Raw genomic sequence first — 19,304 nt, 5'->3', positions numbered from 1 at the left:
CCGATATGCCAACGAGGTGCTGATGCTAAGCGATATCGAGATCTCCCGCCAGTCCCCCCGTCTCTCAATCCACGCGCTGGCCGAACGCCTCGCCATCCCCCAGCACCTGCTCAGCCCTCATGGCCACTACAAAGGCAAACTCAGCCTCGACCTGCTCACGTCTCAGCCCACACAGTGCGGCAAGCTGGTACTAGTGAGCGCCATCACCCCTACCCCGCTCGGTGAAGGGAAAACGGTGACCACCCTTGGCCTCTCCATGGGGCTCAACCATATCGGCCAGCCCAGCATCGCAACCATCCGCCAACCGAGCCTCGGGCCGGTATTCGGGGTCAAGGGGGGGGCCGCTGGTGGCGGCCACGCCCAGGTGGTGCCGATGGAGGAGATGAACCTCCACCTTACCGGCGATTTTCACGCCCTGACGGCGGCCCACAATCTGGCGGCGGCAGCCCTCGATGCCCGCCTGTTCCACGAACAGAAACTGGGTGCCGAGTTCACCGCCAAAACCGGCCTGCCGCGGCTCGATATCGATGCCGACAACATCCTCTGGCCGCGCACCCTCGACATGAATGACCGCGCACTGCGCCACCTCACGATTGGACAGGGGGGCGCTGCCGATGGTGTGGAGCGCAGCGATCGCTTCGTCATTACCGCCGCCTCCGAGCTGATGGCCATTCTGGCGCTGGCGAGCGATCTGAAAGACCTGCGCCAGCGCATCGACCGCATCCAGCTGGCCCGCGATATTCACGGCAAGCCCATTACCGCCGAACAGTTGGAAGTAGCGGGCGCTATGACGGTGCTACTCAAGGACGCGCTACAACCAACCCTGATGCAGACCACAGAGCAGACGCCGGTGCTGGTGCACGCCGGCCCCTTTGCCAATATTGCCCACGGCAACTCCTCGGTGATCGCCGATCGCATCGCCCTTGGCCTGACCGACTATGTGGTGACCGAGGCGGGTTTTGGCTCCGACATGGGGCTGGAGAAGTTCTTCAACATCAAGAGCCGCCAATCCGGTATTACCCCCGCCTGCGTGGTGCTGGTGGCCACGGTGCGCGGCCTCAAGGCCAACAGCGGCCTGCTCGATATCCGCCCGGGCCAGCCGCTGCCAGCCAGCCTGCAGGGGGAAGATCTGCCGACCCTCAAGCAGGGCTGCGCCAACCTCGCCTGGCATATCCGGAACGCCCGTCGCTACGGGGTGCCGGTGGTGGTCGCCATCAACCGCTTCCCCACCGACAGCGAGGCCGAGCTGGCGCTGTTGGCCCATGAAGCGCAGCAAGCCGGTGCCTGTGGCGCAGCCATCTCCAACGCCTTCACCCAGGGTGGTGCCGGTGCCAGCGAGCTGGCCCGCGCCGTGGTCGCCGCCTGCGAGCAACCCGGCAAGGTGAAACTGCTCTACCCCGACGAGGCGAGCCTCGACGCCAAACTGGCGACCCTGGTGGAGTGCGGCTACGGCGGCCGCGGAGTGCAGCTCTCCGACAGAGCGCGCCAGCAGCTGGCCCAGCTCTCCGCCGAAGGGTGGGATCACTTGCCCATCTGCGTGGCCAAGACGCCGCTCTCCATCAGCCATGACCCTGCTCTCAAGGGAGTGCCGACCGATTTCGAGGTGCCCATCGACGAGGTGAAGCTCTGCGCCGGTGCAGGCTTCGTCTATGCGCTGGCGGGCCCCATCATGACCATGCCGGGGCTGGGCAGTCTGCCTGCCTATCGTCATATCGATATTGATGAAGATGGCGAGATCATTGGACTTAGCTAAAGGTCGGTAAGGGGGCTGGCATCGGCCGATTACGCTTCGCTAATCGACCCTACGCTCAACAAACCAGCCAGAAACAACAAGGCCCCGCCAATTGCGGGGCCTTCTGTTATCCATGCATCAACCCTTAGAGGGTGAAGCGCTGGGTCATATGGTGCAGGGTGTTGGCCAGCTTGCTCAGCTCGACGCAAGCCTGGGCGATCTGATGAGCGCCCTGGGCATTCTCGTCAGCGGCATTGTGAATGTTGACAATGCTGCGGTTGAGCTCTTCGGTCACCGCATTCTGCTCTTCGGTGGCGGTGGCGATCAGGGTATTCATGTCGGTGATGCGCACCACGGCACCGTTGATGGTCTCGATACTGGTACCGGCATCCCGCGCCAGACCAACGCTCTCCTGCATCTGGTGACGGCTCAGTTGCATGGCGTTGCCCGCCTCGGCGGCGCGGCTCTGCAAGAGCTCGATCATCTTGCTGATCTCGGCGGTGGAGTCCTGGGTACGCTGGGCCAATGAACGCACTTCATCCGCAACGACCGCAAAACCACGGCCCTGCTCACCGGCACGGGCTGCTTCGATGGCGGCGTTAAGGGCCAGCAGGTTGGTCTGACCGGCGATATCGCGGATCACATCAAGCACTACGCTGATGTTGGCGCTGTCGGCCTCCAGCTGCTGCACTACTGTGCCAGCCTGCTCAATCTTGACCGACACCTCCTCGATGCTGGCAATGGAGCTGCGAACCACTTCGCTGCCAGCAGCAGAGGTGCGGGAGGCATCCTTGGCGGCGCTCATGGCATCCGTGGTGTTGCGGGCCACTTCGTTGACGGTGGACTGCATCTCGTTCATGGCGGTCGCCACCTGGGAGACTTCGTTCTGCTGGATGGCCATGCCGCTGGCTGACTGGCTGGAGATGGCGCTCACCTCCTCCACTGCGCTGCTGAGTTGGCTCACGGAGCCGGCGATCTCGCTCACCAGATCGGAGAGGGAGCCCTGCATCCGGTTGATGGCAGAACCCAGCTGACCCAGTTCATCGCGGTTGAAGCGGCTGTCACGGATCCACTGCTGCAGTTCGCCCTGACCCAGATCGCCATTGGCAATACGCTGGGCCTGACGGGCCAGCATGATCAGCGGGTCGCGGATCTGGCGGGTCAGTACCACGGAGAGCACCACCACCAGGATCAAACCGATCACCAGCGCGATGGTGACACTCAGATTGGCGGATTGATAAGAGTCGACAATATCGCTGCGGGATTCAGACGCATAACCATGGTTAATCTGGATAAGGGAGGCCACTGACTTGCTCAGCGCGGTATAAAGGGGAACCCCCTCCTCAAGGAAGATGCGTTGGGCTTCGGCAAGCTGATCGCTGTCTTGCAGCTGTTTGACTCGCTGGTGCAGGGCGACGTAACGATCCCAGTCAGATTTCACCGTATCGAAGGTACGGCGCTCCGCCACATCCTCAGGCCAGATCGTCTTGTCATGGGCAATCAGCTGCTGCGCGATCGAGTTAAGCTGCTGACTGGCAATATTCCGATATTCAGCCCTTTTCAGCGGCTCGGCAGCCACCACGAAATAACCCAGCTCATAACGACGCAACTCACCGAGAGAATCCCCGATCGCGCTGGTGCGATTGACCGCTGGCAAGATGCTGTCGGTAAACCGGATGGCAACATCATTCATGTTGCCAAACTGGACAAGGGAAAAACCGCCGATAAAGGCGACCATCAAACCGAGCACGGCAAAGCCGGCGGTGAGTTTTTTACCTATGGTCATGGTACTGGTATTCATGGGATATCCTGGTGGTCGTTAAATTCGTAGCACTCGTCCGGTTCACGCCCTCCTGGCATGAACTATCTGGCCACCTGTTCAGTGGCGCACCATCCAACCTTGATGAATATCTCTGAATTCCATGAGCGGCAGCGAGAGCCGTGAGGGGCGGTAGAATAGCCGGATTATGGCGGTTCGGAAAGAGTCTTGTGATTAAAATTAAAGCAACCCAAATGACCCCACTCAAAACAGGGGTCATTTGGATGAAAGATCAACTATTAGGGGTGAAGGCTTAATAGCGGAAGCGCCCAATCTTATCCATCACATCGCTGGCTAACTTATGCATCTGCTGACTTTGTTCATCCTGCTGGTTAGCCAAACGGGTCGATGCGGTTGCCGCTTCATGAATGTTGCTGACATTTCGACTGATATCATCGGTGACCTTGGACTGCTCCTCTGCAGCACTGGCGATCTGGGTCGCCATATCCTGGATCCGGTCTGCCGACATAACTATCGTCGCAAGCTCGGTCACGGCAAGCTCTGCATCCTGCAATGCCAGCTCACTCAAGTTTTTCCCCTCTCCCATGGTACTCACAGCTTCTGCCGTGGTCTGACGAAGGCGCTCGATCATGCCCTGGATCTCTTTGGTTGAAGCCTGGGTTTTGGACGCCAACCCCCTGACTTCATCCGCAACCACCGCAAACCCCCGACCATGTTCCCCGGCACGAGCGGCCTCAATCGCTGCATTCAGAGCCAACAAATTGGTCTGTTCCGAAATGGTACGGATCACATCGAGAATCGAACCGATCTGTTGACCCTGTTGCTGCAACTCGGCAATACGCTGTGCAACCACATCTACTTGCACACTCAGCTCACGGATACCACTAGCGGAATTACTCACCACATGCTGACCTCTATGCACCGCTTTGCGGGTCTCATCTACAGCATCAGCGGTAATCTGTGCACTGCTGGAGACGGAATCCGCCGTCGAGGCCATTTCGTGGATGGCTGCTGCAACCAGTTCAATCTCTTCCAATTGCCGATGGCTATTGGACAATCCTTGCTGAGCCAGCTCGGCAGAGTGGTGGGCAGCTAGCTGCAAGTCGCGGCCACTTTGTGCCGTATCACTCACAATATGATGAATAGTGCTGACAAACCGGTTGATCCCCTCAGCCAACTCGCCAGTCTCATCTTTACGCATCACATTGAGGCGTTGGGTCAAGTCCCCTCCGGCGGCAGAAAGACGTCTGACCATGCTGGCGGTCTGTTGTACCGGGCGCGAGATGGATCCGGCAGCCCAGGCCAAGCCGACAAGACCAAGGCATGCCACCACGACCCCAACCAGCAGTTGCATCCACAAACTCTCGCTGAAATCAGCGGCTCTCGCCTGTTCAGCCTGATCAGCATCTGCAAACAGCGCCGTATCAGCCACCTCAATGATGATCCCCCAAGCTTTAGTGACCCCTTTAAGATGGATTGGCACCAGCACGCGCAACTGACCCGAAACTTGCTGACTACTGGCCTCTCCTTTGTTGAGCAGATCCATCAAGCCAGACTCTTCAAGCCGCCCCCCGATCACATCAGGTTGCGCCGAATCCGCGGCGATGATGCCGTGTGGACTGATGATCCTGACCCGGCTCTGGCCAGAGAACACCTGGCCACTTACCTGTTTGGCCAACTGTTGCAGGTAATTGAGGGAATAGTCGACCCCGACCATCCCCAGATAGCGGCCCTGATCCAGAACGGGCACAACAAAAGAGGTCAACAGCGTCGGTTGGCCATTCACGGTATAAACGGAAGGGTCGACAGCACAGGCTGCCTTGCTCTCCATCGGACAGAGATACCATTCCGATGCCCGGATACCGGTCTTGCTCAAACTCTTGCTGTAGTAGTCGCCCAGCGGTTTGATGGTGAACCCGGCTGGACCACGACTCCAGTAGGGGGCAAAGTTGCCAGTGGCCTGGCTATGTACCCCGTCAGTCAAATAGGTACTGTCCTGACCATCAAAGGTATTAGGCTCCCAACCACTGTAGATACTGAGAAAGTCGCTGTTCCGTTCAGCAACATCCTTGAGCAAGGCAGTCACGGTAGCCCGATCCAATGGCCTGGGTTGATGAACATTGCCAGCCAGCATGGCGGCAAGTGTCTCTGCTGTATTAAGGGCTTGTTCAAAGGTGCCTGCGATCTCGCCGGCTTGTTGACCAGCCAGAGCCACCAGCCATCGTCCGGCATCCTGACGAGTTGTCTCGCGCATTTCGCCCTGAATACCACCTTGCATAGTCGCAAGAGACAGATAGCTATACCCGACCACACTCAACACGGTAGCCAGTAAAATACAGCCACCAAAAAACATGACCTGATGTTTGATTGAACGAAACACGGCTACTCCAACCTGTAAATGATGCCCTGCTGGTAATGGCAAGCATCTTAAGAGGGGACAGGTTGGTTCCGAAGAGCTACCAGTCAGGATTTTCACACTTTGAGCGTTCGATCACGAACATGAAATATTCGTTTACGAAAATCGAGAAAGTGGTCGATGCAGGGCCATCATCTCTGGCCATCGCCCATGAAAAACGCCAGCAATAACTGCTGGCGTCTCGTTTATTCAGCAAGGCAGTTACAAAACAACCGCTCTTTTATCCGCGCAGGCCGCCGAGAAACTCGGCCCGGGTATCTGGCTGGCTCTTGAATACACCGCCGAGGGAGGTAGTGGTGGTATAAGAGGTTGAATCCATCACCCCGCGCGCCTTGACGCAGTAGTGGGTCGCCTTGATGCTGATGGCCACATCCTTGGTACCGAGCAGGGTCTGCAACGCCAGCAGGATCTGCTGGGTCAGCCGCTCCTGCACCTGGGGACGACGGGCGAAGAACTGCACGATGCGGTTGATCTTCGACAGGCCAATCACCTTGCCACGAGGGATATAGGCCACATGGGCCATGCCGTCGATGGTGACGAAGTGGTGTTCGCAGGTGCTGGTGAGGCTGATGTCCCGCACCATGATCATCTCGTCCACCTGCATCTTGTTCTCGATCACCGTCACCTTGGGGAAGGTGGAATAGTCGAGGCCTGAGAAGATCTCGTTGACGTACATCTTGGCGATGCGGTGCGGTGTCTCGGCCAGACTGTCATCGGTCAGATCCAGCCCCAGCGTCTCCATGATGGAGCGCATATGGCCTTCGATCTTCTCCCGCTTCTGCTGGCTGTTCAGCTCGTTGGTGACCAGGGGGGTTTCCAGTCCCTGGGCTTCGAGGGCAGCCCTGACCAGCAAGGCTTCCGGACTTAAGGTTGTCATTATCTTCTCTCCCACGCTCAGGGACTGTGAGGGCAGCTCAAGGAGCAACCCCTTATGTTATGGCGGCGTACAGGGCCGATGGTATCGCTGTAATGGTCGCCACACGGGATGTGACGGCCATCTGTTATGGCGGCATAGTAAACGGCCATTGCCGCCAAGATTCAAGTCAACTTGTGCGTCACCTCATACTTTATGACCATCTACCCCCGTTTTTGCGCCGATTACCCCGAGATTCCCTTGAGATAACCTGCCCATACCCGGGGATTTTTGTGATAATCCCGCCTTCAATCATAGAAAGAGGTCATGACGATGGGATTTGATACCAGCGGACTACTTCCCTTAAGCGATGCCCTGCAAGGGATGCTGGAACAACTCGCTTGCTGCTGCGACAGCGAGCCACTGCCCCTGCCAGAGGCCCTTGGCCGGGTTCTTGCCAGCGACATCGCCTCCCCACTCGCCGTGCCCCCCTTCGACAACTCCGCCATGGACGGTTATGCCGTACGCCTTGCGGATCTCACTGCTGGCACCCCGCTCATCATGGCGGGCAAGGCGTTTGCCGGTCAGCCCTATCAGGGCGAGTGGCCCGCCGGCCACTGCGTGCGGATCATGACCGGCGCCCCGGTTCCCGCAGGCACTGATGCGGTGGTGATGCAGGAAGAAACGCAGGCCGACGGCGATCGGATCACTTTTCTGACGCAACCCGAACCGGGCCAGAATATCCGCCGCGCCGGCAGCGATATCGGCAAGGGCGCCTGCGTGCTGCCAGCCGGTACTCGCCTCACCCCGCGCGAAATGCCACTGCTGGCCTCCCTCGGCGTGGCTACCGTGCCGGTACGCCGCCCGCTGAAAGTGGCCATCTTCAGCACCGGTGACGAGCTCAAGCCGGTCGGCACCCCGCTGGCCCACGGCGATATCTATGACTCCAACCGCTACGGCGTGCGGGCCATGCTGGCGCGCATGGGCTGCGACTGCCTCGACCTTGGCATCATCCCCGACGATCAGGCCCAGCTACGCGCTGCCTTTATCCGCGCCAACGAAGAGGCCGATGTACTCATCACCACCGGCGGCGTCTCGGTGGGGGAAGCGGACTTCACCAAACAACTGCTGGACGAGCTCGGCGAGATTGGCTTCTGGAAACTGGCCATCAAGCCGGGCAAGCCGTTTGCTTTTGGCCATCTGCCCCGCGCCTGGTTCTTCGGCCTGCCGGGCAACCCCGTCTCCGCCATGGTCACCTTCGATCAGCTGGTGCAACCGGCGCTGGCCAAGCTGGCGGGCCAGCACTTCGAGCGCCCGCTCCAGCTGCAAGCCATTGCGGCCGAACCACTCAAAAAGAGCCCGGGCCGACTCGACTTCCAGCGCGGCATCATGAGCCAAGGGCCAAACGGCCTCGAGGTACGCAGCACCGGCTCGCAGGACTCCGCCGTGTTCAGCTCCCTGTCGCGAGCCAACTGCTACATCGTTCTTGAACGGGAACGGGGCCGCGTCGCCGCGGGCGAGACGGTGACCGTCGAGCCATTCGGGGGATTGCTGCTGTGAGCGAGATCCTGAGCGACGCCGAACTGCTGCGCTACAACCGCCAGATCATCCTCAAATCCTTCGACTTCGAGGGACAAGAGGCGCTCAAACTAGCCAAGGTGCTGGTGATCGGCGCTGGTGGCCTTGGCTGCGCCGCCAGCCAGTATCTGGCGGTGGCCGGGGTTGGCCAGCTCACCCTGGTCGATTTTGACAAGGTGGAGCTCTCCAACCTCCAACGCCAGGTGCTGCACAACGATGAGCGCATTGGCCACTACAAAGTAGACTCTGCCGCCCAGTCGCTGCGCGCGCTCAATCCCTGGCTCAACGTCGAGACCCACGCTGCCGTTGCCGACGAGGCGCTGCTCGATAGCCTGCTGCCACGGCATCAGCTGGTGCTCGATTGCACCGACAATCTGGCCATTCGCAACCTGCTGAATCAAAAGGCACGCCAGCATGGCGTGCCACTGGTCAGCGGCGCCGCCATCCGGCTGGAGGGGCAGCTCTGCAGCTTCACCTGGCAGGAAGATGAGCCCTGCTACGCCTGCCTCAGCGCCCTGTTTGGCGCGCAGGCCCTCACCTGCGTCGAGGCGGGCGTGCTCGCCCCCGTGGTGGGTCTGGTGGGCAGCTTGCAAGCGCTCGAAGCCATCAAGCTACTGGCCGGCATGGGCAAGAACTACAACGGCCGCCTGCTGATGATCGACGGCCTCGGGGGCACCTTTCGCGAGATGAAGCTACCCAAGCGCCCCGACTGCCCGGTCTGCTCCCATCCATAAAGCAAACGGGATCAAAAAAGCCGAACCCTGTGGTTCGGCTTTTTATTTCAATGTAGCAACGACATCGGGGATCAGAAGATCCCCTTGGCTTTGACCTTTTTCATATTCGCGACCTGACTCGAGAGATCCTCGATCAAAGGTTCTGGCTCTGTGCCGACAACACTCTGTCGAGCGGGGGCACTGGCAAGTCGCTGGATCAATCTGTGCTGCTCGCGGATCAGCCGGGATTGCTCTTCCAGTTGGCGAGAGAGCAGCTGGATACTGCTGGCAAGGGGAGCCAGATCCTGCTCGGCCCCTGCTGATGGCAGCTTGCCAGCGATGGCTTCGGCCAGCTGGTCATGATCCAGCGCGGCAGGCAGTCCTTGCCTGAGTTCATCCCACATCTCGCTGGGTTGCTGCTCGCCGAGCCGGCTGACAATCTCGTCCACCAGTGAAGTGGTATCACTCTGTCCCAGCTGTGGGGCCAGTCTGGCCACTATCTCGTCGATCATCACATCTGCGGCAGGCTGCGCCTCGCCAGCGACCTCCCCCAGATTGAAACCACAGCTGGCAAAGGCATGACGCAGGGTCGTCATGCTCACCTGCTCCGGCCCCAGTGCATTGGCAATCGCTTTGCAGAGGTTGGGCGCCAGCACGTACATGAACATGCCGGAGAGGTAGATATCCTTGTGGAAACGGCTCTTGGAGAAGTCAAACTCCTCGGTGCCCTCCTGGATCTTTCGCGCCCGTTGATACCAGTTCTGCAATACCCCGACCGCATAGCGATCAGACTCCAGCGCACCCGGATCCATGTAGATGGAGAAGGTCATGCGCTTGAGTTGACTACTCATCGTCAACCTCGGCCATCACAGGCGCTTCGCGATAGACTTCATCCTCTTCCGTGGTGTAGAGGCAGATTTCGCGAGCCAGCGCGGACTGGGCATCGTCCAGCAGCTCGACACGGTCACCCAGGGTGGGATAGGCCGCCTTGATCGCGTCATAAATCAGTGACGCACCGCCACCGACCAGATAGACACGGTTCGGGTTCTTGGCGAACTTCTTCGCTTCATGTGCAACCTGAGTGCCCAGCTCGTCGATCTTGTTTTGCATCTTCTCGAGGATCTTGGGGATCTGGCTCTCATCGTTGACCACATCGCGTACAAAGCTCATGTCGTGACGACGCTTGATAAATTCGTTGGCCACCAGATAGCTCGAATCGCTGTCTGCTGCGGCCAGCGCCTTGCGGGTAGCATCGGTCACCATGGAGACACCGATCTCGTTGTTACCGTAGACATCGGAGACATCATCAAACTCACCGACGATGATCCCCATATCCAGAGTGGTGCCGCCACAGTCGATCACCAGAGTCTTGGTGAACTCGTTGCAGCCTGAACCAATCAGACGGGAGAGCGCAGCAGGCAGACTCTCCGGCATCACTTCGACACTGACGATATTGAACAGCTCGCCCTTGTTAAGGGTGATCGGACGCATCAGGTTGCGGCGTTTCTTCTCGATCTTCTCTTCGTTGCGCTGGCAATCGTCCGGGTTGTAAAACTCGGTGATGGGCAGGGTTACGGTGATAGCGACATCGCACGGCGTCACACCTGTCTGCAACAGGGCATGATGCACGGAGAGCAGGTTGAGATCGTCATACTGGTACTCCACGTGGGTGGTGGCCAGAGACTTGTCGGAGGTCGCGTCGTAGGTGTACTTGGTGTTACCTATCTCGTAGTTGTAGATCTTCTTGTCTTTACGCAATGCGGCGCTCTTCCAGTCCTTGCGAAAGGAGTTGGGAGAGATGATGGTCTTGAGCACCTTGTTCTCAATCCAGCTCACCTTGACGTTGGTCGAGCCATCATCGATGGCCATTTTCATTACTTCAGACATGAGGAAACACCTGTTAATAGATCAGAAATGGGTCCGATTGCCTTGCCTTATGCCTTTGGCAAGGCGATCGAACCAATACATACACGGGGTAAAAGGGCGACAAGTTTAATGGGTTTCTAAAATCCGGTGAAGCAAATGATTAAATCCGGAAGGATCTTCCGCAGGCCAGACGTGGTGGCCGTTGGGGGTGTGGATGGTGGCGTTGGGCAAGGCGGCAAACTGCTCTACCCGTTTGGCCAGCGGCAGGTAGTCGTGACTGGTGGAGATGATGGCCACCGGCTGCCAGATGGCGCCGAGCCGGGCACGTACCGACCAGCCGGGTAACGCTTCCAGCAGCGCCTTGTAGGTTTTCTTTTTATTGCGCACGAAACGCAGCCGGAAGGTGTGGCGCACCTGCGCCAGATCCGGGCCCGGGAAGAGCTCGCGTCCCAGCCACCAGGCGAGGGGGCGCATGCCAAACCAGCGCAGCCACTTGAGGCGCTGGGCGTAACGCTCCTGCTCTTTGGGGGTCTCCAGCAGAAACTCACTAAAACCGTTGACCAGCACTAGCCCCTGCACCTTGTGGGGCAGTTGCAGCGCCAGCTCCAGCGCGACCATGGCCCCCAGCGACAATCCCACCACCCAGGCGGGTTCTGGCTGTGCATCGAGCCAGTTCACCACATCGGCTGCCAGGGTCGCCACATCGAACGGCCCCTCCTGCATGCTCTGGCCGTGGCCGCGCAAGTCCAGCGCCACCACCCGGTAGTGCTCGGAAAACCGTTCGATCTGCGCCTGCCAGTCGAGGCTGGAGGAGCCCAGCCCATGCAGCAGCAACAGCAAGGGGCCCTCCCCCGCACTGCGCAGGGCAAGACCGTTGAATTTCATCACCTGATTGCGACGCATTAGTGTATTGCCTCTCGATTCATCACCTGAACCATCTCTTGTTGTTATGTCACCCGTGATTATCCTGCCACGGCACGGCGCCCAATCAGCCTTCGCTGACCAGACTCACCGCCTTGATATAAGCGTAGATCTGCTGCTCCGGCGCCAGCGCCAGCCGTCTGGCGGAGCGGCTGGTGATCCGAGCCAGCAGTATCTGCTCACCCAGCGCCAACTGCAACAGGGTCTGGCCGGGGCGCACCTCGCGCACCGCCAGCAGACGGGTGACGAGACAGTTGGAAAGGCTGGAGTGCTCGATGGGTGCCGTGGCAATCACCACATCCCGCCCCGCCACCTTGATCTGCAAAGGGCCGCTCTCATCCGGCACATGGGTCATGGTGACCCGCAGTTGCTGCTCACCGAGCTGCAGGGTCGCCATCTGCTCCTCTTCATCGTAGTGAGAGAGGGTCGCCGCCAACATCACCCCGGCATCGTCACGACTGGCGAGCGAGAGATCGGTTCGGGTGAAGATCTCGCTCGGCCGGCCTTGCGCCTCTACCCTGCCACCTTCCAGCAGCACCAGCTGATCACAGAGCAGGCTCACCTCCTCCATGGCGTGGCTGACGAAGATCATCGGAATGCCGCTCTCCTGCTGCAACCCCTTGAGCACATGGGCCTGATGGATGCGGCTGCGCCGATCGAGCGCCGAGAAAGGCTCATCGAGCAGCAGCAGATCGGGCTCGGCCAGCAGCGCCCGCCCCAATGCTACCCGCTGGCGTTGGCCGCCAGAAAGCGCATGGGCAGGCTGCCCCAGCAGATCAACAAAACCGAGCCGAGCCGCCAGCGCCTCGGGCTGCCAGCGCCCTCGCCCCTTGCGGGCCGCCAGTTGCAGATTGCCGAGCACCGTCAGATGGGGAAAGAGGCGCGAGTCCTGAAACACCAGCCCGATCCGGCGCGCTTCGGGCAGCAGTTGAGCATACTCCCGATCGCGCCACCGCAAGCGATCCCCGTTTTGGCTATCGAGCCCGGCAATGATACGCAGCAGGGTGCTCTTGCCGCAGCCGGAGGGGCCAAACAGACCGAGGATCCCCCCAGCTCGAGGGTCAGTGCGCAATGGAGGGTAAAGGGGCCAAACTCGCGCCGGGCATGGAGGTTCAGGACATGGCGGGGTGGCTCGTTCACTGACGGCATAGTGGCGGGCTGGTTCATCCAAACACTCTCCGCTGTCTACGCTGCAACACCCCGTAGACCAGCACCAGCATCACCAGCGAGAAGGCCATCAGGCCGCCCGCCAGATAATGGGCTTGTCGGTAATCCATCGCCTCCACATGATCAAACAGGGCGATGGAGAGCACTTGGGTCTCGCCGGGGATATTGCCGCCAATCATCAGCACCACGCCAAACTCCCCCAATGTATGGGCAAAGCCGAGGGCTGCCGCCATCACGAAGCTGGGCAGAGTCATCGGCAAGATAATGTGGAAGAAGCGCTCCAGCGGGCCAAGCCCCAGGGTAGCGGCAGCTTCCAGCTCCTTGTTGCCCATGTTGACGAAGGCGGAGGTGAGCGGCTGCACCACGAACGGCAGCGAATAGATAATGGAGGCAAACAGCAGGCCGAGAAAGCTGAAAGCGAGCGGGGCGCCAAAGGTGTCGCGCCACCAGGCGCCGAAACCATATTCGGGGGAGAAGGCGAGCAGCAGATAAAACCCCAGCACTGTGGGGGGCAGCACCAGCGGCAGCGCCACCAGCGCCTCAACCAGCGGCCGCAGGCGGTTCTGACTGCGCGACAGCCACCAGGCCAGCGGCGGTGCCAGCAACAGCAAAATCGCTGTGGTGCAGGCCGCAAGCTTCAGGGTGAGCCAGACCGCCAGCAGGTCCCCTTCACTCATTGCCGACCTCCCGGTTGATAAATGCCTCCAACGGCATGGTATCGCTCCTTATTGCAAAGAGTGGCCGACCCGAAGGCCGACCACTCAGGGTATCGCATCAGGACCATCCCCTTATTGGGGCAAGGCATAACCAGCTGCCTTGATCTGCGCCTGACCCGGCCCCTTGAGCCAGGCCACCAGCGCCTCGACCGCAGCACCTTTCTTCAATACCAGCCCCTGCTGCTCGATGGGGGGATAGAAGCTCGCAGGCACTGCCCAGGCTTCACCAGTCTTGCCCGCCTCAACCAGATTGGCCCAGGCGACAAAGCCCAGCTCGGCATTGCCAGTGTCGACAAATTGCCAGGTCTGGCCGATGTTGGCGCCGGTCAGCAACCGGTACTGCTTGGGATCGATCTTGAGATGGGTGAGGGTCGCCATGGCGGCAGCACCATAGGGAGCTGTACGGGCATTGGCGATGGCGAGGTTGCCTTTCCAGCTACGCAGGGTCGCCTCGTCAGGGGCCGGCCCCCCCTTCTTCCACAGCCCCAGCTGGCCGATGGCGTAGGTAAAGCGATCGCTCCCCTTGCCCTCTTTTTCCAGCTTCTCGGGGGTCGCCGCATCGGCGGAGAGGAAGAGATCGAACGGCGCGCCGTGACTGATCTGGGTGTAGAGCACTCCGGTGGCGGCAGACGAGATGGCCAGGGTGTGGCCGGTCCTGGCGGTAAACTCCTTGCCAATACGCTCGATGGTTCCCTTGAAGTTGGCCGCCACAGCCACCTTCACTTCATCAGCCTGCACGGCACCGGTATGCAAGGTGGCGGCGCAGACGCCGGCGATGACAACAGATAACAGCGGTTTCATTCCCTTTCTCCTGATGGGGCCCGCACATCCGCGCCCCTTGGCGGGGCCGTGGTTCCCGTTGAACCTGTGCCCCTCGTGATGAACAGGTCAGGCTTGCCAGCGGGCAGCGGCGGCGTTGTCGCGATCAAGCGCCTCGACCCAGCGTTGCACACCCTCGGCGGTCAGCTCTTTTTTCCAGAACGGCGCCCGGGTTTTCAAGAAATCCATGATGAAGTGGCAGGCATCAAAGGCTGCGTCGCGGTGGGCACTGCTCACCGCCACCAGCACGATTTGATCGCCAAGCCACAGCTCGCCGATACGATGAATGAGGGTACACTCCTGCAGCGGCCAGCGGCGGCGGGCCTCCTGCACGATATCGGCCAGCGCCTTCTCGGTCATACCAGGGTAGTGCTCGAGGGCCAGCCCCTTCACCTCCTCCCCCTGATTGAAGTCGCGCACCTTGCCAACAAAAGTGACGATGGCGCCACTGTCGGCGCGGGTGGCGAGGCGGGCATATTCGTCCGCCAGCGAGAAATCTTCCCGCTGCACCAGAATGCGATCGGTCATGATTGCCTCGCTCATCCTTAACCTCCGGTCACCGGTGGGAAGAAAGCCACCTCATCGCCATCGTTGATGGGGGTATCGAGGGGAACCAGGGTCTGGTTGACCGCCACCAGCAGTTTGCCAGCCTCGAGAGCCAACGCCCACTTGTCGCCGCGTTCACAGAGCGCCGCACGCAGTTGTTCGGCGGTGGCATAGTCGCAGGGCAGGCTCAGCTCATCGCAGGCCACCAGCTCTCTTACTTGCGCAAAAAACAGTACCTTGATCATGCTTGCTCCCCGCTATTTGACCCCAGCTGAAAATGGCCGGACTTGCCGCCCTTTTTCTCTACCAGCCGCACCTGTTCGATCACCATGTCCTTTTGCACCGCCTTGCACATGTCGTAGATGGTCAGCGCCGCTACCGACGCGGCGGTCAGTGCCTCCATCTCTACCCCGGTCTTGCCGGAGAGCTTGCAGAGGGTGCGGATATGCACCCGATTCTGCTCGGCCAGCGGCACTATCTCCACCTCGACTTTGGTCAAGGCCAGCGGATGACAGAGGGGGATAAGATCGGAGGTCTTCTTGGCGGCCATGATGCCGGCGATGCGGGCGGTGGCGAACACGTCACCCTTGTGGTGCAGGCCGCTCAGGATCAGCGCCAGGGTCTCGGGGGCCATGGCAACAAACGCTTCGGCACGGGCTTCGCGCTCGGTCACCTGCTTGTCAGTCACATCCACCATATGGGCTTCGCCGCTCTGGTTCAGATGCGTCAGGTTGGGCTGGGTCTGCTTGGGATCGGTCTGGTTCATCGTTTGCTCTCAGAGGTGGGAGACAAAGTTGCACGGCTTGGTGCGGGCATCGAGCTGATCGCGGATCAGTTGCTCCCAACCCAGCTGACAGGCACCGGTGGAGCCGGGCAGGCAGCAGATCAGGGTGCGATTGGCGAGTCCCGCCAGCGCACGGCTCTGCATGGCGGAGCCTTTAATCTCGGCAAAAGAGAGCTGACGGAACATCTCACCAAAACCCTGTACGGTGCGCTCGAACAGCACACCGACCGCTTCCGGTACCCGGTTCTGTTCATTGAAGCCGGTACCGCCGTTAATCAGCACCACCTGCACCCCCTCATCGGCGATCCACTCGCTCACCTGGGCGCGAATGCGAAACAGGTTGTCGGGGCAGAGTGCCCGATCGGCCAGCTGATGGCCCGCGTCGGTAAGGGCCGAGACCAGATAGTCACCCGAGCTGTCATCGGCGGCAGTGCGACTGTCGGAGACCGTCAGCACGGCGATCTTGAGGGGAATAAATGCGTTGTGTTTCTGTCCCATCGGGCAGCTCCTTGTGGCTATGGGCCGTCAACGAGGCAGGAAGAGAAGGGGTATGAGAGGCCAGCTGTCAGGGCGCAAAAACTGACGCAGACAGAGGTGACCAACTTGCTCAAGCGTGTGACGGCGGGCTGATTCTATCAAAGGTTTCACGAGATATGGGATTTAAAAGACACACAAATCTGATGCTTGTCCCATATATGAACAAAACGCAGGCCGGGCAAACCCGGCCTGTCGTCGCAGGATCAGAACCCTTTCACCCCGGTCATGTCGGGCAGCTGGTGCGCAATCCCCTTGTGACAGTCGATGCAGGTACTTTCACCACTGGCCAGATTGGTAGAGTGCATCTTGGCGGCACGCTGCCCCTGCAGGGAGAAGTCCATGTACTCGAAGTTGTGGCAGTTGCGGCACTCGCGCGAATCGGTCTCTTTCATCCGCTGCCACTCCCGCTCCGCCATCTCGCGCCGGTGTGACTCGAACTTCTCGCGGGTATCCACCTTGCCGGTGATCATGCCCCACAGCTCCTTGGAAGCCTGCACTTTGCGGATGATCTTGTAGGTCCACTCGTGCGGTACGTGACAATCCGGGCAGCTGGCCCGCACACCGGAGCGGTTGGCGTAGTGGATGGTGTCGCGGTACTCCTCGAACACGTTGTCCTTCATCTCGTGACAGCTGGTGCAGAAGGCCTCGGTGTTGGATGCTTCCATGGCGGTGTTGAAGCCACCCCAGAAAATCACGCCACCGAAGAAGCCCATCAGCAGGATGACCCAGAGAGCTGCCTTCGATGGTGACTTGAAGGTGGTCCACAGACGCTGGATAAAGCCGGGTAATTTCATCTATGGATTCCTCAGTTCAGCGCTTCAACCGGTTTAAAGGTATTTTCCACCAGCGGCTTGGCATCCGCTTGCGGTACATGGCACTGCAGGCAGAAGTAGCGACGCGGCGACACTTCACCCAGGGTCAGGCCGTCGCGGGTCTCGAAGTGAGTCGGGCTGATCTTGGGGGCCTTCATGGCACTGGCATTCTTGAAGCTGTGGCAAGCCAGGCACTTGTTGACCTTGGTGTCCACCTCATAGTTGCGAATGTCGTGGGGGATCAGCGGCGGCTGATGCATGTACTGGCGATCGTAGGGCGCACCATCCTTGCGGAAGTTTTTCAGGGGCGCGGCGGTGGCATCGGTCACCAGATCGGTGGTGCCACGCTCGGACTTGAGGCCACCGGTACTGTTGGTGATCTCGGGGGCCGCTGCCATCAAGGATCCCGCCATCAGGCAGGCCAGCATTGCTCCAATCAGCTTTTTCATTATTTGTTCTCCGACGTTTTTTCTGCCTTGACGGCAAAACCTACAGTGATTTCAAAAACTTGTTCCGCGCAGACATCGATGCAGCGGCCACAGTTGGTACACTCCTGAGCCGCAATCAAGGGCCCGTGACCGCGCTTGGCACCATGAACAGGCCCGCGCAGGATGTGACGCTCCGGGCAGACCGCATAACAATCCATGCAGTTGTTGCACCGCTCGCGCCCCTTGGCAGAAATCTTGATAAATCCGACCCGGTTGACCAGGGCATAGAAGGCCCCCACCGGACAGAGATGACCGCACCAACCCCGCTCAACCACGAAAAGATCGAACAGGAACAGCGCCACCAGCAGGGCCCAGCCCGCCCCCATGCCAAACAGCAGACCGCGCATGGCGAGCGACACCGGATTGACCAACTCCCACGCCATCACCCCGACCACCGCTGGCACCACCAGCACCATGGCCAGCAGCCAGTAGCGGGTCGCACGGCTGAACTGGCCATTACCCTTGAGGCCAAGGCGCCCCCTGAGCCAGGCTGCGGCATCCGTGATGAGGTTGACCGGACAGACCCAGGAGCAGAACACCCTCCCCCCGACCAGCCAGTAACCGGCCAGCACAATGGCAGCCCCCAGCCAGAGAGTGGTGATGGGCCAGTGACCCGCCGCCAGCGACTGCAACAGCGTGAGAGGCTCGGTCAGCGGCACCGTCTCCAGCAACAGCGAGCTGGAGAGGTTGCCCTTGAGGATCCAGATACCCGCCAACGGCCCCAGCATAAACAGCGCGAGCACGCTGAACTGACTCAGCCGACGCAGCAACAGGAAGCGGTGGGAACGCCACCACCCCAGCTTGATGCGAGCCTCTTCCCCCGGATAACGACTCATAACCCCTCCGGTTTGCGGGTGGGCAGGGTGAGCCTGTCGCCAATGAGCGACTTGTTCCCCGTCTTGGCCTTCTCTTCCCAGCCGAGCCTGTAGTGATGACCCAGCTCACCTTTGGCGAGCTGGCGTGGCACCACCTTGATGGCCGCTTCCTCCAGCACGCAGGCATGCTCACACTTGCCACAGCCGGTACAGATATCGCTGTGTACCGTGGGCAGGAACATGGCGTGTTTGCCGGTACGCTGGTTATGCTGCAGCTCAAGAGTGATCGCCTTGTCAATCAGCGGGCAGACCCGATAACAGACATCGCAGCGCAGCCCCAGATAGTTGAGACAGGTCTCGTGATCGATGAGCACTGCCCCCCCCATCCGGGCCTGATCGATGTCGGTCATCTGCTGATCCAGTGCCCCGCTCGGACAGGCCACCACACAAGGGATGTCATCACACATCTCGCAGGGCACGGCACGCGCCTTGAAATAGGGGGTGCCGGTGGTCACAGGGTCAAACAGCCGGGCGAGCTTGAGGGTGTCGTAGGGGCACGCCTCGACGCAGAGCCCGCAACGCACGCAGGCGCTGAGGAACTCTGTTTCATCGAGGGCGGCGGGCGGACGCAGCGCCTGGGCAGGCACGGCTTGTGCCTGCTGGCGGGCCACGCCACCGAGCCCCACGCCAAGCAGGCCCACACCGCAGGCCCCCTTGGCCATGTCGGCCAGAAACTGGCGACGACTACGACTCATCTCGCA

19 protein-coding genes and 1 pseudogene are annotated in these 19,304 nt (G+C 60.3%); 3 read left to right on the top strand and 17 right to left on the bottom strand.

Annotated elements, in window-relative coordinates; translation table 11 throughout:
• Positions 1-22 precede the first annotated feature (22 nt).
• Positions 23-1,753, top strand: coding sequence for a formate--tetrahydrofolate ligase (locus ACTG2W_RS20095; protein WP_106842654.1), 1,731 nt, complete (start codon positions 23-25; stop codon positions 1,751-1,753).
• Positions 1,754-1,877: 124 nt separating this feature from the next.
• Here the strand turns inward: ACTG2W_RS20095 and ACTG2W_RS20090 are convergent, their stop codons facing one another.
• The 3 genes from ACTG2W_RS20090 to folE form a co-directional block, all read right to left on the bottom strand.
• A complete protein-coding gene (locus ACTG2W_RS20090; protein WP_106842655.1) occupies positions 1,878-3,533 on the bottom strand; it encodes a methyl-accepting chemotaxis protein in 1,656 nt (551 codons plus the stop codon).
• Between the two features lie 271 nt (positions 3,534-3,804).
• Positions 3,805-5,892, bottom strand: a complete 2,088-nt coding sequence (locus tag ACTG2W_RS20085) for a methyl-accepting chemotaxis protein (protein WP_106842656.1) — start codon at positions 5,890-5,892, stop codon at positions 3,805-3,807.
• Positions 5,893-6,148: 256 nt separating this feature from the next.
• Complete coding sequence (gene folE / locus ACTG2W_RS20080; protein WP_106842657.1) at positions 6,149-6,805, bottom strand: GTP cyclohydrolase I FolE; 657 nt, start codon at positions 6,803-6,805, stop codon at positions 6,149-6,151.
• A gap of 309 nt (positions 6,806-7,114) precedes the next feature.
• On the opposite strand from folE, the gene moeA reads away from it, so the two are divergent.
• A complete protein-coding gene (gene moeA / locus ACTG2W_RS20075) occupies positions 7,115-8,341 on the top strand; it encodes a molybdopterin molybdotransferase MoeA (protein ID WP_106842658.1) in 1,227 nt (408 codons plus the stop codon).
• Complete coding sequence (moeB, locus tag ACTG2W_RS20070) at positions 8,338-9,093, top strand: molybdopterin-synthase adenylyltransferase MoeB (RefSeq protein WP_421308643.1); 756 nt, start codon at positions 8,338-8,340, stop codon at positions 9,091-9,093. The genes moeA and moeB overlap by 4 nt, the downstream gene beginning before the upstream one ends.
• Before the next feature lie 71 nt (positions 9,094-9,164).
• Here the strand turns inward: moeB and ACTG2W_RS20065 are convergent, their stop codons facing one another.
• The 14 genes and pseudogenes from ACTG2W_RS20065 to napG form a co-directional block, all read right to left on the bottom strand.
• Positions 9,165-9,923, bottom strand: coding sequence for a hypothetical protein (locus ACTG2W_RS20065; protein WP_235656978.1), 759 nt, complete (start codon positions 9,921-9,923; stop codon positions 9,165-9,167).
• The gene (gene parM / locus ACTG2W_RS20060; RefSeq protein WP_103252105.1) at positions 9,916-10,959 is read right to left on the bottom strand and encodes a plasmid segregation protein ParM domain-containing protein; all 1,044 of its coding nucleotides are present in this window, start codon (positions 10,957-10,959) and stop codon (positions 9,916-9,918) included. Before parM ends, ACTG2W_RS20065 begins: the two co-directional genes overlap by 8 nt.
• Positions 10,960-11,064: 105 nt before the next feature.
• Positions 11,065-11,841, bottom strand: a complete 777-nt coding sequence (locus tag ACTG2W_RS20055; protein ID WP_162519457.1) for an alpha/beta fold hydrolase — start codon at positions 11,839-11,841, stop codon at positions 11,065-11,067.
• 85 nt (positions 11,842-11,926) lie between these two features.
• Positions 11,927-13,026: pseudogene (gene modC / locus ACTG2W_RS20050) on the bottom strand (molybdenum ABC transporter ATP-binding protein).
• Positions 13,023-13,703: a molybdate ABC transporter permease subunit gene (gene modB / locus ACTG2W_RS20045; RefSeq protein WP_106842660.1), complete on the bottom strand. Its 681-nt coding sequence runs from the start codon at positions 13,701-13,703 to the stop codon at positions 13,023-13,025. Before modB ends, modC begins: the two are co-directional and overlap by 4 nt.
• A gap of 111 nt (positions 13,704-13,814) precedes the next feature.
• Positions 13,815-14,543 (bottom strand): molybdate ABC transporter substrate-binding protein, encoded by a 729-nt coding sequence (modA, locus tag ACTG2W_RS20040; protein ID WP_106842661.1) that lies wholly within the window; start codon positions 14,541-14,543, stop codon positions 13,815-13,817.
• 87 nt (positions 14,544-14,630) lie between these two features.
• On the bottom strand, positions 14,631-15,104 hold the full coding sequence (moaE, locus tag ACTG2W_RS20035; protein ID WP_106842662.1) for a molybdopterin synthase catalytic subunit MoaE: 474 nt from the start codon (positions 15,102-15,104) through the stop codon (positions 14,631-14,633).
• A gap of 2 nt (positions 15,105-15,106) precedes the next feature.
• A complete protein-coding gene (gene moaD, locus ACTG2W_RS20030; RefSeq protein ID WP_005353453.1) occupies positions 15,107-15,352 on the bottom strand; it encodes a molybdopterin synthase sulfur carrier subunit in 246 nt (81 codons plus the stop codon).
• Positions 15,349-15,873 (bottom strand): cyclic pyranopterin monophosphate synthase MoaC, encoded by a 525-nt coding sequence (gene moaC, locus ACTG2W_RS20025; protein WP_106842663.1) that lies wholly within the window; start codon positions 15,871-15,873, stop codon positions 15,349-15,351. Before moaC ends, moaD begins: the two co-directional genes overlap by 4 nt.
• Before the next feature lie 9 nt (positions 15,874-15,882).
• Positions 15,883-16,389, bottom strand: a complete 507-nt coding sequence (gene moaB, locus ACTG2W_RS20020) for a molybdenum cofactor biosynthesis protein B (protein WP_064340970.1) — start codon at positions 16,387-16,389, stop codon at positions 15,883-15,885.
• Between the two features lie 242 nt (positions 16,390-16,631).
• Positions 16,632-17,222: a cytochrome c3 family protein gene (locus ACTG2W_RS20015; protein ID WP_005353459.1), complete on the bottom strand. Its 591-nt coding sequence runs from the start codon at positions 17,220-17,222 to the stop codon at positions 16,632-16,634.
• Positions 17,223-17,233: 11 nt separating this feature from the next.
• The gene (locus ACTG2W_RS20010; protein ID WP_106842664.1) at positions 17,234-17,689 is read right to left on the bottom strand and encodes a nitrate reductase cytochrome c-type subunit; all 456 of its coding nucleotides are present in this window, start codon (positions 17,687-17,689) and stop codon (positions 17,234-17,236) included.
• On the bottom strand, positions 17,689-18,564 hold the full coding sequence (gene napH / locus ACTG2W_RS20005; protein WP_106842665.1) for a quinol dehydrogenase ferredoxin subunit NapH: 876 nt from the start codon (positions 18,562-18,564) through the stop codon (positions 17,689-17,691). Before napH ends, ACTG2W_RS20010 begins: the two co-directional genes overlap by 1 nt.
• Positions 18,561-19,298 carry a ferredoxin-type protein NapG gene (gene napG, locus ACTG2W_RS20000; RefSeq protein ID WP_106842666.1) on the bottom strand — a complete coding sequence of 246 codons (738 nt, stop codon included), beginning with the start codon at positions 19,296-19,298 and terminating at the stop codon, positions 18,561-18,563. Before napG ends, napH begins: the two co-directional genes overlap by 4 nt.
• Between the last annotated feature and the right edge of the window lie 6 nt (positions 19,299-19,304).

The sequence above is a fragment of the Aeromonas sp. 96A genome (genome assembly GCF_051919165.1).
In the GTDB taxonomy this organism is placed as follows: domain Bacteria; phylum Pseudomonadota; class Gammaproteobacteria; order Enterobacterales; family Aeromonadaceae; genus Aeromonas; species Aeromonas veronii.
This window is presented reverse-complemented; position numbering and strand designations above follow the sequence as displayed.

What these genes read in the sequence shown, in the direction of transcription:
- ACTG2W_RS20095 (WP_106842654.1), top strand. Translation starts at nt 23, where the DNA reads ATGCTAAGCGATATCGAGATCTCCCGCCAGTCCCCCCGTCTCTCAATC.
- ACTG2W_RS20090 (WP_106842655.1), bottom strand. Translation starts at nt 3,533, where the DNA reads ATGAATACCAGTACCATGACCATAGGTAAAAAACTCACCGCCGGCTTT.
- folE (WP_106842657.1), bottom strand. Translation starts at nt 6,805, where the DNA reads ATGACAACCTTAAGTCCGGAAGCCTTGCTGGTCAGGGCTGCCCTCGAA.
- moeA (WP_106842658.1), top strand. Translation starts at nt 7,115, where the DNA reads ATGGGATTTGATACCAGCGGACTACTTCCCTTAAGCGATGCCCTGCAA.
- ACTG2W_RS20065 (WP_235656978.1), bottom strand. Translation starts at nt 9,923, where the DNA reads ATGAGTAGTCAACTCAAGCGCATGACCTTCTCCATCTACATGGATCCG.
- parM (WP_103252105.1), bottom strand. Translation starts at nt 10,959, where the DNA reads ATGTCTGAAGTAATGAAAATGGCCATCGATGATGGCTCGACCAACGTC.
- ACTG2W_RS20055 (WP_162519457.1), bottom strand. Translation starts at nt 11,841, where the DNA reads ATGCGTCGCAATCAGGTGATGAAATTCAACGGTCTTGCCCTGCGCAGT.
- modB (WP_106842660.1), bottom strand. Translation starts at nt 13,703, where the DNA reads ATGAGTGAAGGGGACCTGCTGGCGGTCTGGCTCACCCTGAAGCTTGCG.
- modA (WP_106842661.1), bottom strand. Translation starts at nt 14,543, where the DNA reads ATGAAACCGCTGTTATCTGTTGTCATCGCCGGCGTCTGCGCCGCCACC.
- moaE (WP_106842662.1), bottom strand. Translation starts at nt 15,104, where the DNA reads ATGAGCGAGGCAATCATGACCGATCGCATTCTGGTGCAGCGGGAAGAT.
- moaD (WP_005353453.1), bottom strand. Translation starts at nt 15,352, where the DNA reads ATGATCAAGGTACTGTTTTTTGCGCAAGTAAGAGAGCTGGTGGCCTGC.
- moaC (WP_106842663.1), bottom strand. Translation starts at nt 15,873, where the DNA reads ATGAACCAGACCGATCCCAAGCAGACCCAGCCCAACCTGACGCATCTG.
- moaB (WP_064340970.1), bottom strand. Translation starts at nt 16,389, where the DNA reads ATGGGACAGAAACACAACGCATTTATTCCCCTCAAGATCGCCGTGCTG.
- ACTG2W_RS20015 (WP_005353459.1), bottom strand. Translation starts at nt 17,222, where the DNA reads ATGAAATTACCCGGCTTTATCCAGCGTCTGTGGACCACCTTCAAGTCA.
- ACTG2W_RS20010 (WP_106842664.1), bottom strand. Translation starts at nt 17,689, where the DNA reads ATGAAAAAGCTGATTGGAGCAATGCTGGCCTGCCTGATGGCGGGATCC.
- napH (WP_106842665.1), bottom strand. Translation starts at nt 18,564, where the DNA reads ATGAGTCGTTATCCGGGGGAAGAGGCTCGCATCAAGCTGGGGTGGTGG.
- napG (WP_106842666.1), bottom strand. Translation starts at nt 19,298, where the DNA reads ATGAGTCGTAGTCGTCGCCAGTTTCTGGCCGACATGGCCAAGGGGGCC.